Source organism: Cysteiniphilum litorale, assembly GCF_003428165.1.
Lineage (GTDB): Bacteria > Pseudomonadota > Gammaproteobacteria > Francisellales > Francisellaceae > Caedibacter > Caedibacter litoralis.
This window is the reverse complement of record NZ_QLIQ01000010.1, coordinates 1-17,781: the sequence shown is the minus strand read 5'-3', so window position 1 is coordinate 17,781 and position 17,781 is coordinate 1. Positions and strand designations below refer to the sequence as shown.

General features: G+C 39.9%; 14 protein-coding genes. 13 read left to right on the top strand and 1 reads right to left on the bottom strand.

Annotation, left to right across the window (positions count from 1 at the left end):
* Positions 1-57: 57 nt before the first annotated feature.
* From nuoG to DNJ75_RS05795, 13 genes are all read left to right on the top strand, one after another.
* Entirely contained in the window at positions 58-2,460 is a 2,403-nt protein-coding gene (gene nuoG, locus DNJ75_RS05855; RefSeq protein ID WP_157968228.1) for an NADH-quinone oxidoreductase subunit NuoG, read from the top strand.
* Positions 2,457-3,470 (top strand): NADH-quinone oxidoreductase subunit NuoH, encoded by a 1,014-nt coding sequence (nuoH, locus tag DNJ75_RS05850; RefSeq protein ID WP_117002260.1) that lies wholly within the window; start codon positions 2,457-2,459, stop codon positions 3,468-3,470. Before nuoG ends, nuoH begins: the two co-directional genes overlap by 4 nt.
* Positions 3,471-3,481: 11 nt before the next feature.
* Positions 3,482-3,973 carry an NADH-quinone oxidoreductase subunit NuoI gene (gene nuoI / locus DNJ75_RS05845; protein ID WP_117002259.1) on the top strand — a complete coding sequence of 164 codons (492 nt, stop codon included), beginning with the start codon at positions 3,482-3,484 and terminating at the stop codon, positions 3,971-3,973.
* Positions 3,974-3,979: 6 nt separating this feature from the next.
* Positions 3,980-4,639 (top strand): NADH-quinone oxidoreductase subunit J, encoded by a 660-nt coding sequence (locus tag DNJ75_RS05840; protein ID WP_117002258.1) that lies wholly within the window; start codon positions 3,980-3,982, stop codon positions 4,637-4,639.
* Positions 4,632-4,949 carry an NADH-quinone oxidoreductase subunit NuoK gene (gene nuoK, locus DNJ75_RS05835; RefSeq protein WP_117002257.1) on the top strand — a complete coding sequence of 106 codons (318 nt, stop codon included), beginning with the start codon at positions 4,632-4,634 and terminating at the stop codon, positions 4,947-4,949. The genes DNJ75_RS05840 and nuoK overlap by 8 nt, the downstream gene beginning before the upstream one ends.
* Before the next feature lie 4 nt (positions 4,950-4,953).
* A complete protein-coding gene (gene nuoL / locus DNJ75_RS05830) occupies positions 4,954-6,963 on the top strand; it encodes an NADH-quinone oxidoreductase subunit L (RefSeq protein WP_117002256.1) in 2,010 nt (669 codons plus the stop codon).
* A gap of 27 nt (positions 6,964-6,990) precedes the next feature.
* Complete coding sequence (locus tag DNJ75_RS05825) at positions 6,991-8,604, top strand: complex I subunit 4 family protein (RefSeq protein ID WP_117002255.1); 1,614 nt, start codon at positions 6,991-6,993, stop codon at positions 8,602-8,604.
* Between the two features lie 6 nt (positions 8,605-8,610).
* Positions 8,611-10,053 (top strand): NADH-quinone oxidoreductase subunit NuoN, encoded by a 1,443-nt coding sequence (gene nuoN / locus DNJ75_RS05820; RefSeq protein WP_224742287.1) that lies wholly within the window; start codon positions 8,611-8,613, stop codon positions 10,051-10,053.
* A gap of 127 nt (positions 10,054-10,180) precedes the next feature.
* The gene (locus DNJ75_RS05815) at positions 10,181-13,198 is read left to right on the top strand and encodes a type I restriction endonuclease subunit R (protein ID WP_117002253.1); all 3,018 of its coding nucleotides are present in this window, start codon (positions 10,181-10,183) and stop codon (positions 13,196-13,198) included.
* Positions 13,191-14,492, top strand: coding sequence for a restriction endonuclease subunit S (locus tag DNJ75_RS05810; RefSeq protein WP_117002252.1), 1,302 nt, complete (start codon positions 13,191-13,193; stop codon positions 14,490-14,492). The genes DNJ75_RS05815 and DNJ75_RS05810 overlap by 8 nt, the downstream gene beginning before the upstream one ends.
* A 5-nt stretch (positions 14,493-14,497) precedes the next feature.
* A complete protein-coding gene (locus tag DNJ75_RS05805) occupies positions 14,498-15,118 on the top strand; it encodes a DUF1016 N-terminal domain-containing protein (protein WP_117002251.1) in 621 nt (206 codons plus the stop codon).
* A gap of 81 nt (positions 15,119-15,199) precedes the next feature.
* Positions 15,200-16,384 carry an AAA family ATPase gene (locus DNJ75_RS05800; RefSeq protein WP_117002250.1) on the top strand — a complete coding sequence of 395 codons (1,185 nt, stop codon included), beginning with the start codon at positions 15,200-15,202 and terminating at the stop codon, positions 16,382-16,384.
* Positions 16,381-17,085 carry a type I restriction-modification system subunit M N-terminal domain-containing protein gene (locus tag DNJ75_RS05795; protein WP_229667679.1) on the top strand — a complete coding sequence of 235 codons (705 nt, stop codon included), beginning with the start codon at positions 16,381-16,383 and terminating at the stop codon, positions 17,083-17,085. The genes DNJ75_RS05800 and DNJ75_RS05795 overlap by 4 nt, the downstream gene beginning before the upstream one ends.
* Here DNJ75_RS05795 and DNJ75_RS05790 read toward each other — a convergent pair.
* The coding region (locus DNJ75_RS05790) for an IS3 family transposase (RefSeq protein WP_117002249.1) at positions 17,048-17,781 on the bottom strand (734 nt) is incomplete at its 5' end. The genes DNJ75_RS05795 and DNJ75_RS05790 overlap by 38 nt on opposite strands.

Genomic DNA, 17,781 nt, shown 5'->3' with positions numbered 1-17,781 from the left:
TATTGCTGATTTAAGCGTAGGGTTAAAAATAAACGTAATTGATGAAGGGTGACTCCCGTGTCAGAAAAAGAAGCAACAAAACAACTTAATATCGAGATCAATGGTCAGCCATATGCGGCGAAGCCCGGTGAGATGATTATTCAAATCGCTGATAGGCATGGTATTTATATCCCGCGCTTTTGTTACCATAAGAAACTCTCGATAGCAGCCAACTGCAGAATGTGTCTTGTCGAAGTTGAAGGGGCAAGAAAGCCATCTCCAGCCTGCGCGACACCGATTATGGATGGCATGAAGGTTTTTACAAAATCGCCAACGACACTTTCTTATCAAAAGAAAGTCATGGAGTTTTTACTGATTAACCATCCGCTTGATTGTCCTATTTGCGACCAAGGTGGCGAATGTGAGCTGCAGGATGTCGCGATGGGTTATGGCAGTGACGTTTCTAAATATAATGAAACTAAGCGCGTATTTGATGACCCAACCTTAGGACCATTAGTGGCAACTGATATGACGCGTTGTATTCAATGTACGCGTTGTGTGCGTTTTGGTGAGGAAATTAGCGGTGATAAAGAGCTTGGTGCGATGGGCAGAGGAGATCACACGCAAATCGGTACTTATGTTGCTAAAACCGTCAATTCGGAATTATCCGGTAATATTATTGATTTATGCCCAGTGGGTGCGTTAACGTCTAAACCGTTTAGATTCCACGCACGTGCTTGGGAGCTTATGCAATATGCAACGATTTCAGGCGCTGATTGCGTTGGTGCAAACATCTATGCGCACACGCGTCGCAATCAACTAATGCGTGTTGTGCCAAAAGAAAATGAAAGCATTAATGAAACGTGGATTGCCGATAAGGATCGTTTTGCTTATACCGGTGTTTATGCCGAAGATCGTGTTACACAGCCGATGATTAAAAAAGCAGGTGCTTGGGTTGATGTATCGTGGGAGGAAGCATTAGATTTTGTCAAAGTAGCCATCGAGCAGACCAAAGCGCAAGACGGTGTTAATGCTATATCGAGTCTTGCCTCAGATTCATTAACAACAGAGAGTTTATACCTTATCCAAAAACTGATGCGTCAAGTTGGCTCAAACAACATTGATACGCGCTTAATGCAAGCAGCACACGCCTTAACATTACACACCGGTATCGGGTTTGATTGTGAATTAGCTGAGATTGAAAATGCCGATGTTGCATTACTTATTGGTAGCTATTTGCGAAAAGAAGTGCCATTGATTAATCACCGCGTGCATAAGGCAGTGAAAAATGGCGCGAGGGTTTTGGCGCTTAATAGCCAAGAATATGACTTCAATTATGCACTTCAGACGACACAAGTTGAAGCCAATGAGATGGTTTATGCGCTGGCAAATTTAGTGAAAGCCGTAGCACAAAAAAGCTCACAACCAATATCATCAGAGATAGTTAATAAGACTATTGAAACACTAGAAATTTTGCCTGAAATTGAAGCTTTGGCAACAGCGTTGGTATCTTCTGAAAAACCAGTGATGATTTTAGGTTTTGATGCGATCTTAAATAAAGATTTTGCTGAAATTTACGCATTGTTTGCTGAACTTAAAACCTTACTCTCTGCCAAAGGTGGAGTACTTAGTTTTGGCGCTAATGCCAAGGGTGCATTACTTGCAGGAGCAGCGAGTGAGTATCTGCCAGGCGCTAATGAAAACTTACAACAAGGCATGAACACACAAGCGATATTGAGTAATAAAACCAAATTACTATTGAACTTTTCACTTGAGCCTGAGCTTGATTCAGTGTTAGGTCAAGAAGCCTTACAAAAGCTACAAGAGATTGATATCGTGGCAGCATTTACAAGCTATGCAACTGCTGAGATGTTTGAATATGCGGATATCATATTGCCGATTACTACACATTTTGAAGAAGATGGCTCCTTTATTAATATCGCTGGACAAACACAGCATTTTAAAGCGGTTATCCAACCATATGAAGACAGTAAACCTTTGTGGAAAGTATTGCGTGTATTAGCAAACCTATTAAGTTTAGATGGTTTTGATTACCAGACAGTTGATGAGGTTTATCAGGAGTTCACAACACATGAACAAGCTGAGTTAAAAGTCGATGTTGATGGATTATTTAAAAAAGGCTTAACAGCATTGACTGAGGGCTATCATGTCACGCCATCTATATCGATGTATTGTACAAATGCGTTATTAAGACGTGCTAAACCATTGCAAGCAACAAAAGATGCCTGTTATGCGCAAAGCTTGCGTGTGTCAGCTCAGTATGCCGTAGCGCATGAGATAAACGCATCGGGTCGTGTGATTGCCAAGCTTGATGGCGAAGAGTACGAGATTGATCTTATCGTTGATGGAACATTAGCCAAAGACACGATAATCGTGCCGTTTCAGCTTATGCCGACTTGTGGCAAAGCTTGGGGCAATGTTACAATCACGCCAATTAAACAGACGGTGGTAAACGCATGATTTTAGATATTATCTGGATTGTTCTAAAAGTCTTATTAATCGTTATCCCTTTGATTTTGGTTGTAGCTTATTACACCTATGCAGAGCGTAAAGTGATTGGTTATATGCAGGATCGTATTGGTCCAAATCGTGTGGGTTCTTTTGGTTTACTACAACCCATCGTTGACGCGGTTAAGTTGTTACTCAAAGAAATTATTATTCCAGCGAAATCAAACCGCTATTTGTTTTTTATCGCACCGATGCTCGCTTTCGCCCCTGCTTATACTGCATGGGCAGTTGTGCCATTTGGCAAGGGTATCGTCTTAGCGGATATCAATGCCGGTGTGTTGTATATTTTGGCAATGACTTCAATTGCAGTATATGGTGTGATTATTGCTGGTTGGGCATCTAACTCGAAATATGCAATGTTTGGTGCATTGCGTGCAGCAGCTCAGGTTGTATCCTATGAGTTAGCAATGGGTTTTGCCATCATCGGTGTATTAATTGCCGCAGGTTCACTTAATCTAAGCATGATTGTCGAAACACAACAAGGTGGTATTTGGCATTGGTATTTTATCCCGCTATTTCCCTTGTTTGTTATTTATTTTATCTCAGGTGTTGCTGAGACGGGACGTGCACCATTTGATGTGATCGAAGGTGAATCTGAGATTATTGCCGGACATCATGTTGAGTATTCCGGTGCGCGCTTTGCGTTATTCTTCTTAGCAGAATATGCCAATATGATTTTGATCAGTTTGCTAACTGCCGTTTTCTTTTTAGGTGGTTGGATTTCGCCATTTGAAAACATTCCTGTGCTTGATCAGTTCTTTAGCTTTGTGCCAGGCATGATCTGGTTGTTCTTAAAAACTGGTATTTTCATGTTTATGTATTTATGGATTCGTGCAACTTTCCCAAGATATCGCTATGACCAATTAATGCGATTGGGCTGGAAGATCTTTATTCCAGTGACTTTAGTATGGGTTATTGTGGTTGCATTTATGGTTAAACTTGGCTTAGGTCCTTGGTGGTAGGAGATTTATTGATGTTTAAAGCAATTAAACGCTATTGTCAGACCTTTTTGCTATGGGAATTATTAAAAGGTCTCAAAATTACCGGTAAGCACTTTTTCACACGAAAAGTAACCGTGCAATATCCGGATGAAAAAACGCCGCAATCGGGTCGTTTTCGTGGGCTGCATGCGCTGCGCCGTTATGAGAATGGTGAAGAGCGTTGTATCGCGTGTAAATTATGTGAAGCGGTTTGTCCAGCCTTGGCGATTACTATTGAAGCAGAGCCACGTGAAGATGGTTCAAGACGTACGACAAAATATGAAATTGATTTATTCAAATGTATCTTTTGTGGTTTTTGTGAAGAGTCATGTCCGGTGGATTCGATTGTTGAAACACGTGTGTTTGAATACCACTTTGAAAAACGTGGTGAGAATATCATGACCAAAGCAAAGCTTTTGGCGGTTGGTGATAAGTATGAAGATGAGATCGCGAAAGATCGTGAAGCAGACAGAGCATTTAGGTAGGGATCGATGAGTGTAAATATTATCTTTTATGTATTTGCCGCACTAACGGTGCTAGGCGCGCTATTGGTGATCAGTGCAAAAAACCCAGTACGTGCAGTTATTGCAAAAGTCTTTACTTTCTTTGCTGCAGCTGGTGTTTGGCTTACCATGCAGCAAGAGTATCTGGCGTTACTTTTGATCGTTGTTTATGTTGGCGCGGTTTTGGTGATGTTCTTGTTTGTGGTGATGATGCTAGATATCGATATCGTCATCAAACAGAAGAAATTAGTATTCTACTGGCCGATCGTGATCTTATTATGTGCGTGCTTGGCCGTACTTATTTCAATTGTGGTTAGTCATACCTTTGCTGATAGAACAATGACCGGTGGTTTAGGCACGGTTGAAAATCTAGGGCGCGAGATGTTCTCAAATAAATATCTCTATGCGTTTGAGCTTGCCGGTATGGTCTTATTAGCGGCGATGGTATCTGCTATTACCTTGACTTTCCGTGGTAAAAAACCAGGCAACAAATCGATTAATCCAAGTCTGCAAATTCAAACACAGGCGAAAGATCGTTTGACAATGGTTAAGATGAAAGCAGAAAAAAGCGCTTCTGAAAGAGAAAAAATAGCAAATAAAGAAAAATCACAAGATGATTCTGATCAGGGAGAACCTAAGAATGACTAGTATTCCGGTACCCATTACGCATTATTTGATTTTTAGTGCGATTATATTTTCGTTAAGCATTGCCGGTATTATTATGAACCGTCGTAATCTATTGATTTTATTGATGTCGATAGAGTTGATGCTCCTAGCAGTCAATACGAACTTTATTGCTTTCTCAAGCATGCTGAAACAAAACACAGGTGATGTGTTTGTCTTCTTTATTCTAACGGTTGCTGCTGCTGAAGCTGCCATCGGTTTGGCGATTGTGGTTGTGTTATTTAGAACGCGCAAAACAATCGATGTCGGTCAATTAAATACATTAAAGGGCTAAGGCGATGGGAATTGATTTTATTATTGCCATTATTATCTTGGCGCCAGCATTAGGTGCAATCGTTGCCGGCTTTTTTTCAAAAAAGGTGCAATTAACCGGTGTTAACTGCATTACGATTGGCTTGGTACTTTTATCCTTTATTTTGAGTGTTGTTCTGGCATTAGGCGTTTATTTGCACAATGAGGTTTATACCGTAACCTACTTCAACTGGGCATTGTTCCCATCTTTAGGCATGACGGTCAGCTTCACTGTCGATAAACTATCTGTCTTTATGATGCTGATCGTGACATTTGTATCCACCTTGGTGCATGTCTACTCAATAGGTTATATGAAGGGCGAAGATGGTTACGCGCGCTTTTTTGCGTATATCTCGGGCTTCACCTTTGCCATGCTTTGTTTGGTTATGGCTAATAATTTCTTATTACTCTTCTTTGGTTGGGAAGGGGTAGGTTTATTTTCATATCTCTTAATCGGTTATTACTTTGATAAAGACTCAGCCAATGAAGCAAGCTTACGCGCTTTTATTGTTAACCGTGTCGGTGATTTAGGCTTCTTATTAGGGATTGCTGCAGTCATTTACTATTGTAATTCAATCGATTATAGCACGGTATTTACTGCAGTGAGTAATCTTGATAACAGCCAAATGATTTCGTTCTTAGGTATGCAATTTAGCCCAATCACGTTGATGTGTGTGCTGCTGTTTATCGGTGCGATGGGTAAATCAGCGCAATTTCCGCTACATACTTGGTTAGAAGGCTCGATGGAGGGCCCAACGCCGATCTCAGCATTGATCCATGCCGCAACGATGGTGACTGCAGGTGTCTTTATGATTGCGCGCTTATCACCGATGTTTGTCCATTCCGCAACAGCGTTAAGCTTTGTGATGATTATTGGCGCCATCACTTGTTTATTTATGGGGCTCATTGCCATTGTGCAAATGGATATTAAGCGCGTTATCGCTTATTGTACCTTGTCACAATTAGGTTATATGATGGTTGCTCAAGGCGCCTCAGGTTTTTCCATTGGCATGTTTCATTTAATGACACATGCGATGTTTAAAGCGTTACTATTCTTAGCAGCCGGTTCGGTGATTGTCGCGTTACATCACGAGCAAGACATGCGCAAGATGGGTGGTTTAAGAAAATACATGCCGATTACCTATATCTGTATGATTATTGGGGGTTGGGCATTAGCTGCAATTCCACCGTTTGCTGGCTTCTTCTCAAAAGACTTGATTATTGATGCGGCAGCAACCACAACTTTGCCAGGGCATGAATTTGCTTATTATTTAGTACTGGCTTGTGCGTTTGTTACGTCTTTCTATACCTTTAGAATGATCTTTATGACATTCCATGGTCCAACACGAATGGATGCGCACACCAAGGCGCATGTTAAAGAATCACCATTAACGATTTTGATTCCATTGATTTTATTAGCGATTCCATCGGTATTTGCGGGGATGCTGTTCTTTGAACCGACATTAACACCAAACCTTGCCAATGCACACGGTTTCTTTGGTAATACGATTGCGCAATACTATGAACCTGCTTTAGGTAATATGACGGTTGTCGCAACTTTAGCGCAAGAAGCAGCCACTAAAACGCCGTGGGATTTCATTATGCATTCTGTGCATACACCGGCATTCTGGTTGGCAATTTCAGCACTTATTTTGGCATATATCTTCTATGTGTTGGTGCCAAGCATTCCTAAGGCGTTAGCCGATGTGCGCTCAGGATTTGGTGTTTTGCATTATATCCTTGTCAAAAAATATTTTATCGATGGCTTGTATGATCTTGTGTTTGTCAAAGGAGTCGTGCTGCTAAGTAAAGTGTTATGGGTGGTGATTGATATCTTTATGATTGATAAGGTGGCTGTTCAAGGCAGTGCGGATTTGATTTATTTTGCGGGCAAGAAGATGACACGTGTGCAACGTGGGTTTTTGTTTGACTACGCTCTGGTGATGTTGATTGGTGTTTTAGCATTGATCGCATGGCTAATTTTTTGGGTAAACTAAGGCTTTGGTTAAAGGAAAGTTAATACTATGTTTATAACTCACTATTTATTAAGCTTGCTAATCTGGGTGCCGATTATCGGTGGCTTTATTGTATTAGCAGCGAAATCGCCAGATGGCAAAAAAGAAGCGGCACGCTGGACGGCGCTGGCGGTTGCCATATTAACGCTTTTATTGTGTGTTCCTTTATACCTTGAGTTTGATCCAACCAGTGCTAGCATGCAGTTTGTTGAGCGTGTGCGTTGGTTTAGTTTATTCAATAATAATGATGCGGTTTACTACTATCTTGGCGTTGACGGATTCTCCGTGCTATTTATTATCTTAACAAGCTTCACCAATGTGGTGATTGTGCTTGCGGCTTGGCGTAGTATCAAAGTGCGCTTAAGACAATATATGGCGATTTTCCTGATTACCACCGGTTTAACCAATGCAGTGTTTATGGCGCAGGATACGATGCTGTTTTATGTTTTCTGGGAAGCGCTATTAATTCCAACCACATTAGGTATCGGGATTTGGGGTGGCAAGAAGAAAGCCTATGCCGCGATTAAATATTTCTTATATACTTTTGCCGGTTCTATTTTCTTGTTAGTTGCGTTTTTGTATATCCAGCAACAAGTGGCAAGTCTACCAAGTGCAAGCTTAGTTGACAGTGGTACGTTCTCTATTCAGAACTTTATTTTCTGGGCAACTCAAGCAAATGATATGGGACAGTTAGTCAATATCACGCTAACAGCTCAATGGCTATTGTTTGGTGCATTCTTCTTGGCGTTTGCCGTTAAGATTCCGATGTGGCCATTTCATTCATGGTTGCCAGATGCGCATTCTGAGGCACCAGCTGGTGGTTCGGTTGTACTTGCTGCATTGATGTTAAAGTTGGGTGCTTATGGTTTTTTACGTTTTGTATTGCCATTGATTCCGAGTATTGCAGCAGTCCTTGATTGGTTACTTATTGCTATTTCATTGATTGCCATTGTTTATGTTGGTGTTGTTGCGATTGCGCAAACTGATTTTAAACGCCTTATCGCTTATTCATCAATTTCCCATATGGGCTTAGTAACGTTGGCAATGTTCTCTATCTTCTTATTGGTGAAGAACAATCCTGATCAAGTATTAGGTATGGCAGATGCGCAACTTGCAATTCAAGGTGCAGTCTTTCAAATGATCGCGCATGCATTCTCATCGGGGGGTATGTTTATTGGTTGTGGCTATCTATATTTACGTATGCAAAGTCGCAATATTGCCGATTTCCAAGGGGTTGCCCGTTCAATGCCAATATTTGCGACATTCTTTATGTTGTTTTGTTTGGCAAACGTCGGACTTCCTGGTACCAGTGGCTTTGTCGGCGAATTCTTGATTATCTTGGCGGTATTTAAATACTCACCATGGGTGGCATTACTTGCTGGCTTAACACTTGTTATTGCGCCTGCCTATACGCTGTGGATGTACAAGCGCGTGTTCTTTGGTAAGGTGATCACAACCCAGGTGGCTAACTTAAAAGACATTAGCGGTCTTGAGATCTTTGTCTTTGTATTATTAGCGATTCCTACTATCTGGTTTGGTGTTTATCCAGAACCAATTCTACAACTTTCTTCAGCAGCTTCGACACATATCATTCAAGCTGCGCATGCGGTAACGATAGGGTAAAGAGAAATGATGTTAGCAAATATTATCACCATACTTCCTGAAATTACGTTAGGCATTGCCGCATTGGTTGTGATGCTAGCGGATTTATTCTTTGGCAAGAAAGTCAAAAATATTGCCTATATTCTGACACAAGTCTTTTTGATTATTGCGGCGTGGATTTTATTAAAATCACTTAATTCACATATTCATGTTGGTTTTGAAGGGCAGACACTATCAAACGAGCTGACCTTTATCTTGCAAGAAGTCATCATACTTGTCGCATTTTTCGTTTTTATATACTGCAAAGAATATATTGAAGATAGAAAGCTGCCACAAGGCGAGTTTTATGTCTTATCCCTCTTGTCTATTCTAGGTGCACTGGTTCTAACATCAGCACATAGCTTGTTGACCATCTATATTGGCTTAGAGTTGTTATCTTTGCCATTGTATGCATTGCTTGCCATTCGTCGCGGTTTTGCCACAGGCGCAGAAGCAGCAATTAAGTACTTTGTATTAGGTGCGATTGCCTCAGGTTTATTGTTATATGGCATGTCTTTTATCTATGGTGTCACCGGTAGCTTGGATTTAACGGAAATCGGTAGATATCTCGCCAATCCAGAGATGGCACATTCGCAAATCGTATTAATTGCCATGGTATTGATGATTGCAACAGCGACTTTCAAATTGGGTGCGGTACCCTTTCATATGTGGGTGCCGGATGTTTATGAAGGGTCTCCTAATGCAGTTACGGCATTTTTAGCCTCAGTGCCCAAGGTTGCGGCTTTCGCGATGCTTGTTAATATCCTAATGATTGGCATGCCAGCGCAAGCTTTTGCATGGAGTAAGGTACTCACCGTACTAGCCGTTTTATCAATCTTCTTTGGTAACTTACTGGCGTTAGCACAGAAAAATGTCAAACGTATGCTTGGTTATTCAACGATCTCACATATTGGTTTTGTGTTATTAGCGTTGATATTAAACCCTGCGGCTTTTGCCGTATCGACAGCGCTTTTCTATGTCATTATCTATGTATTGATGTCGGCAGCTGGCTTTGGTGTGTTGATCGTATTAAGTGTTCGCGGCAATGAAGTTGAGAACTTGGCGGATTTTGCGGGTCTTAATCGTCGTAATCCATGGATTGCCTTTATTATGTTAATCGTGATGTTCTCAATGGCAGGTATCCCACCATTATCAGGATTCACCGCTAAGCTATTTGTGATTATGGGCTTGATTGATACAGGGCACTTAGGATTAGGTATCTATGCCTTAATTATGTCAGTGATTGCTTGTTACTATTATCTACGTGTGATCAAGTCTATGTACTTTGATCTACCGAAAAATCAAACGCCAGTTTACGCCAATAAAGTGACCTTGTTTGGCTTAAGCATCAATGCGGCACTTATTTTATTACTTGGTATTTTCCCTGCGTTGTTAGTAACGCTTATTTCACCGATCTATGGGTTGTTTTAAACTGGTTTGTAATTATGAATAATGACTCGTGGCGATTAATTTTAGTAAGGATGGTTAATATCTAATCGCCGTAAGATTTATTGTGGATAAATGTATTTTAATTTTCGAGTAAATGCGGGGCGGATATATGACAAAAGAACAACACATCGAAGATGCTTTAATTTCTAAGCTACAAGATCTTAAATACACCTATCGCGAAGATATATGCGATAAAGATACCCTTGAACAAAATTTCCGCAAAAAATTTGAAGCGCTCAATTATGTTAGATTGACTGATGCTGAATTTTCCCGTCTGCGTGATGAGATCGTTAATCCAGATGTCTTTGTTGCCGCTAAAACGCTGCGTGAACGCAACACGTTTCAGCGTGAAGACGGTACACCATTGCACTATACCTTGGTTAATATCAAGGATTGGTGTAAAAACGAGTTTGAGGTTATTAATCAGTTGCGTATCAATACCGATAACAGTCATCATCGTTACGATGTCATTTTGCTGATCAATGGTGTTCCTGTGGTGCAAATTGAGCTGAAAACACTTGGTCTTTCACCACGGCGTGCTATGGAGAAAATCGTCGAGTATAAAAATGATATAGGTAATGGGTACTCTAATACACTGTTGTGCTTCATGCAGCTTTTTATTGTGAGTAATTATAGTAATACGCTCTATTTTGCTAATAATCACAATCAGCATTTTAGCTTTAATGCGGATGAACGCTTTTTACCTATTTATCAGCTTGCCAAAGAAGATAATACAAAAATAAGCCATCTTAATGATTTTGCTGATAATTTCTTAGCTAAATGCACCTTAGGTCAAATGATTAGCCGTTATATGGTGTTAGTGGCTAGCGAGCAAAAACTGATGATCATGCGTCCTTATCAGATCTATGCAGTTAAGGCGATTGTCGATTGTATTCATCAAAATCGTGGCAATGGGTATATCTGGCATACCACAGGAAGTGGTAAAACGCTCACGTCATTTAAGGCTTCTACATTGTTAAAAGACAATCCAGATGTTGATAAATGCCTTTTTGTTGTAGATCGTAAAGACCTTGACCGCCAAACTCGTGAGGAATTCAATAAGTTTCAAGAAGGCTGTGTTGAGGAAAATACTAATACCGAAGCTTTGGTTCGACGTATGTTATCGGATGATTATGCTAATAAGGTCATTGTAACTACGATTCAAAAACTTGGGCTTGCGCTAGATGAGAACAGTAAACGTAATCAGCAGCATAGAAGAAATGGCAAACAAACGTATAAAGAACGCCTTGAGCCATTACGCAACCAAAGAATTGTATTCATTTTTGATGAATGTCATCGTTCTCAATTTGGTGATAATCATCAGGCGATTAAAGCGTTTTTTCCTAAAGCGCAATTATTTGGCTTCACGGGTACACCTATTTTTGAAGATAATGCAACCTATAAGAAGATTGATGGTACCATTGGTTCATACAAAACCACTGAAGATATTTTTGAAAAACAGCTACATGCCTATACCATTACTAATGCTATTGATGATCGCAATGTGTTGCGTTTTCATATCGATTATTTCGGTGAAAAGCTTAAAGATGATAAAAATGATCAAAAGAAAACGTCAAAACCTAAGTTGCCATCACCGGAGTCTGTTGTTAATGAAATACTTAAAAAGCATGATGCGGCAACTAATCAGCGTCGTTTTAATGCCATACTAGCAACGGCTTCTATTAATAATGCTATTACATACTACGAGTTATTTAAGCAAGCGCAATCTGCAAAACTACTTGATGATGAGAGTTATACACCGTTGAATATCGCCTGTGTATTCTCACCCCCCGCTGAAGGCAATAAAGATGTTCAGCAAATACAAGAAGATTTGCCCCAAGAAAAGGAGGATAACCAAGAAGCGCCTGATGAAAAGAAAGCAGCATTGAAAACCATCATTGCTGATTACAATGTGCAATATAATACCAATCACGCGATCAGTGAATTCGATCTGTATTATCAAGATGTACAGCAGCGCATTAAAGATCAGAAATATACGAATAGGGATTACCCGCATAAAAACAAAATTGATATTATTATTGTGGTGGATATGCTACTCACAGGCTTTGATTCGAAATATCTCAATACCTTATACGTTGATAAGAATCTAAAATATCATGGATTAATTCAAGCTTTTTCGCGCACAAATCGTGTGCTTAATGACACAAAACCCTATGGTAATATCTTGGATTTTCGACATCAAGAAGATGCTGTTAATACGGCAATTGCCCGTTTTTCAGGGCAGGATAAGCGTCGAGCCAAAGAAATCTGGCTAGTTGATCCTGCGCCTGAAGTGATTCAGAAGTTAGATAGTGCAATGAATGATCTAGAGAAGTTCATGGATTCACAAGGATTTGCCTGTAGCCCTGAAAACGTTAATAACCTAAAAGGAGATGCTGCTAGAAGCGAGTTTATTAACCGTTTCAAAGAAGTTCAGCGCTTAAAAACCCAACTTGATCAGTATACTGACCTGAATGAAGCACAGTTAGCAAGTGTCAATGCTTTATTACCCGAGGAGCAGTTGCGTGGCTTTAAAAGCATGTATCTAGAAACAGCACAGCGCTTGAAAGTGCAGCAAGGTAAGGGTGATGGTGATCCAAATGACCCTGTGCAACAATTAGAATTTGAGTTGGTGCTGTTTGCATCAAGCGTGATTGATTACGACTATATTATGAACTTAATCGCCAAATCTACGGACAACAATAAATCGAATAAACACAAGATGAGTCGTCAACAGTTGATCGACTTAATCAGCTCAAGCGCTAATCTAATGGATGAGCGAGATGATATTGTGGGCTACATCAATAGCTTGCCTATGAATCAAAGTTTGAATGAAAAGGCTATTCGTGAAGGCTATCAACAGTTTAAAGCTAAAAAGTCCGCCAAGGAACTCGCCGTAATAGCAGATAAGCATCGTATTGCACGAGAGGCTTTGCAGGCTTTTGTTGACAGTATTTTAGATCGAATGATATTCGATGGTGAAAAGCTTAGCGATTTATTGCAACCGCTAGATTTAGGATGGAAGGCGCGTACGCAGGCAGAGCTTGCATTAATGGATGAACTAGTGCCATTACTCAATAAATTTGCCCAAGGACAAGAGATTTCAGGATTGGCGGCGTATGAGTAAGCAAGATAAAAAAGGCTTGGTGCCTGAGTTGCGGTTTCCTGAGTTTAAAGGTATAGGGGGTTGGGAGGAGCTTTCTCTAATTCAGTTGGCAAAATTTCGCCGAGGCAGTTTTCCTCAGCCTTATGGATTGTCTAAATGGTTTAACGATGAGAATGGAATGCCATTCATTCAAGTGTTTGACGTCAACAACAATTTACAATTAAAACCAACCACAAAAAGAAGAATTAGTAAACTTGCGGCAGAGCAAAGTGTTTTTATTCTTAAAGGAACATTGGTTGTCACATTGCAGGGCTCAATTGGTAGGGTTGCGATTACTCAATATGACGCTTATGTAGATAGAACTATATTGATTTTTGAAGAGTTCCATAAACCAACAGAAAAATTATTTTTTGCCTATATCATTCAGAATTTATTTGAACTTGAAAAAGAAAGAGCCCCTGGTGGGATAATAAAAACTATTACAAAAGAGGTGTTAAGTGATTTTACTGTAAGGCTTCCCCAATTCCCAGAACAACAAAAAATCGCTGATTGTCTATCTTCCCTTGACGAACTGATTAGTGCGCATATCCAAAAGCACGAAGCACTGCAATCCTATAAAAAAGGCTTAATGCAAAACCTTTTTCCCGCTGAAGGTGAAACTGTTCCAGCATTGCGATTTTCTGAGTTTGCGAAATCTGAAAGATGGACTAGAACAAAACTTATTAGTACTGCGGATAAGAATGTTAAGTGGAGCTTCGTCGGTGGGCCTTTTGGCTCAAACCTAAAATCGTCTGACTATGTTTCAGATGGTGTAAGAATTATTCAACTCCAGAATATTGGTGATGCTGAATTCATGGATGATTACAAGATATTCACATCAGAAGAAAAGGCAAATGAGCTGTTAAGCAATAATATCTATCCCGGAGATATTATTTTATCTAAGATGGGTGACCCTGTGGGTAGGGCATGTTTGATACCTAATACTCACTCTCGTTATGTGATGTGTTCTGATGGAATAAGACTTGTTGTTGATGAGATGGAACATAATAAATATTTTATTTTTACTTTGATTAATTCAAATTGGTTTAGGGGGTTGGTAGAAAAGACTGCCACCGGTTCAACTAGAAAGCGTATAGGTCTTGACGATCTCAAAAAATTACCTTTAATCGTACCAAGAATGGAAGAGCAACAAAAAATCGCTGATTGTTTGTCTTCCGTTGATAACCTGATCACAGCACAGGCGCAAAAGATTGAAGCGCTAAAAGTACATAAAAAAGGTTTAATGCAGCATCTTTTTCCAACAGTGGAGGACTAGGGGAGATGAAGGGATTAACCGTATTCCATCAGGATATTAAGTCTATTCTTGAGCGAGCGCGTAGCAAAACGCGCTCGGCAATAAACTCTGCTATGGTGGAGGCATATTGGTTAATTGGTCAGCGTATCGTTGAGGAAGAGCAACAAGGAGATGTAAAGGCGAAATATGGTCAGCGTTTATTAGAGAACCTTTCGGTTGAGCTTTCGGCGATATTTGGCAAGGGTTTTTCTTATGCCAATCTGCGTAATTTTCGACAATTCTACTTAACCTATCCAGATCAGGAGATTTGCTACACATTGTGTAGCAAATTGAGTTGGAGCCATAATCGTTTGATCATGCGTGTTGATAACTATGAAGCGCGAAATTATTATCTAAAAGAAGTTATCAGCCAGCAATGGAGTGTTCGACAACTAGAGCGAAATATTAAAAGCCTAAGCTATCAGCGCTTGCTATCATCGCAATCTGCCCATGTTCAGTCAAGGCAGCCAGTTAAATACTCCGTGATCAAGGAAAGTCAGCAGCTTTTTGCTTCCAAGTATCAGCGTATACTTCCTACTGAAGAAGAGTTAACTGCTGAAATTGCTCGCGAGAAGCGTTTAATAAGAGAGGCAACACGTGATGAATAAACAGAACGATATAAAATGCCTAAAATCCGATGAAAAAGGTTTAATGCAGCAGATTTTTCCTAGCACGGGAGGGATGGGTGTATGAGTAAAATACAAACCTATCAGAATTTAAACAGACTGGTCACTCGCCTGCGTGATGATTTAAATGATAAGGAACTTGTTCTTTTATATGCATATAATCGTACAGGCAAAACTCGATTGTCGATGGATTTTAAAGATCAAGGAAAAAGAAAGAACTCAGGAAAACCCGACACGCTTTATTTTAATGCTTTTACCGAGGATTTGTTTACGTGGGATAACGATTTGGAAAATGACGCTGCTCGCGGGCTAAAAGTGAATCAATTCTCCAAATTTTTTGATGGATTTACTAATTTGGGGCTTGAGCCGACAATTGATGATTATCTTAGTCGCTATGCTGACTTTGGCTTTGATTTTGAATATAAAGAAATTAGGCAAGGGAGTGAATCATTTACTAAGCCTTACTTTGTAAGATTCAGTAAAGAAGGGCAAGAAAATATTAAAATTTCTCGAGGTGAAGAAAGTATTTTTATTTGGTGCATATTTATGGCAATTTGTGAGCGAGTACTTGATGGTCAGGAATCTTATCAGTGGGTGAAATATATTTACATTGATGATCCTGTTTCGTCACTTGACGATAACAATGCAATCTCAGTCGCCTGTGATTTGGCTAAACTTCTCCGTCGCGCAGCGAATCGTAAGAATGATGGCGGCGCTTCTAATCCGATGAAAATTGTAGTTTCTTCACACCATTCGCTATTCTTTAATGTCATGTGCAATGAGATTGGTAGAACAAAAGAAAATGAGCCAAAAGTAAGGCATAAACGTTATTTTCTCCATCGTGCCAAGAGTGATAATCTTTATACGCTTCGCGCTACTGAAGATACGCCATATTTTCACCATGTTGCCACACTGTCGGAGCTACAAAAAGCAGCAGAGCCCGATAGTGGGATGCTTTATACATTTCATTTCAACGCCTTGCGTAGCATTATGGAGAAAACTGCAGCTTTCTTTGGTCACTCAGATATTAATTTTTGTCTTAAGGCTATCGATGGCGATGAGAATAGTGCTTTGTTTAACCGTGCTCTTAATCTTCTGAGTCATGGAAAATATGCTATTCATGAGCCAACGCCAATGGGTGAAGATAATCAAGACTTATTTCGGAAAATTCTTGAAAAATTCATCAATAGCTTTCAATTTGAGCTACCAGAAATATTTAGTGAAAGTACAAAAAGGGCAAAATCATGACCGAACAACAATTAAAAGATCTGGGTAAAACCCTTTGGAGTATTGCCGATAATTTACGTGGTGCAATGAACGCTGATGATTTTCGTGATTATATGCTGTCATTCCTGTTCTTACGCTATCTGTCTGACAATTATGAGACAGCGGCAAAAAAAGAGCTAGGAGCAGATTATCCAACGTTAGAGCAAGACGATAAGAGCACTCCATTATGTGTGTGGTATGAACAAAACAAGGATGATATTACTGAATTTGAGAAGCAAATGCGGCGTAAAGTGCATTATGTGATTGAGCCTACTTATTTATGGGGCAATGTCGCTGAGCTTGCCAGAACGCAGCATAATGATTTGTTAATTACATTACAGCAAGGCTTTAAGTACATTGAAACTAAATCTTTTGAAAATAGCTTTCAGGGCTTGTTCTCAGAGGTCAATCTGGATTCTGAGAAGCTAGGCAGAGACTATAAACTTCGCAATGCCAAACTTTGCACGATCATTAGCAAAATTGCAGAAGAAATTTCAGGATTCTCAACCGATAGTGACACCCTTGGCGATGCCTATGAGTATCTGATTGGTCAATTCGCAGCAGGCTCTGGTAAAAAGGCAGGTGAGTTTTATTCTACCCCAAAGTGTCAATACAGTTTTTTAAAAATTCTTATTCCTATACATGTCATGCAACCTGCAATGTTTTTTGCGCCTGACTTTTAAAGTCAATAGCACCTTCTTTGTACACGTTCATTGGTTTTTTGTATCCCAAACTTTCATGAAATCTACGGTTATTATAAAAATCAATATAATCAGCAAGATCAGTCCTAAGCTCAGGTAAAGAACCATATTCATTAAGATAAATTCGCTCGCATTTTGCACTGCGCCAAAAACGCTCAATACAAATGTTATCAGTAGCTCGCCCCTTGCCATCCATTGAAATAGTAATACCTCTACTGGATAATGCCTCAGTATGTATATGCGAGGTATATTGACTGCCTTGGTCAGTGTTAAAAATCTCAGGGTTGCCAAAGCGATCAAGGGCTTCATGCAAAACACTCATTACCAGGCTACTATCCATCGTATTCGATATACGCCAACTTAATACGGCTTTTGAATACCAATCAATTATCGCAGCAAGATAAACCATACCACCCTTAAGCTTCACATACGTGATATCAGTAGACCACACTTGGTTAACGCGACAAATATCAATACCACGCAGTTTATAAGTGTATTTAACATGCTGTTTACAAGGCTCGGACAAATTAGGAAACCTGACAGCCAACACCGCTTTTAAGCCCATTTCCTGACGGTATTTCTGCACCGTATTCACGCTGACACTAAATCCATCCTCAAGTAATTGCTGATGAACCTTCAGCGCACCATAAATAGGGATTTCTTCATGGATCTTCTGAA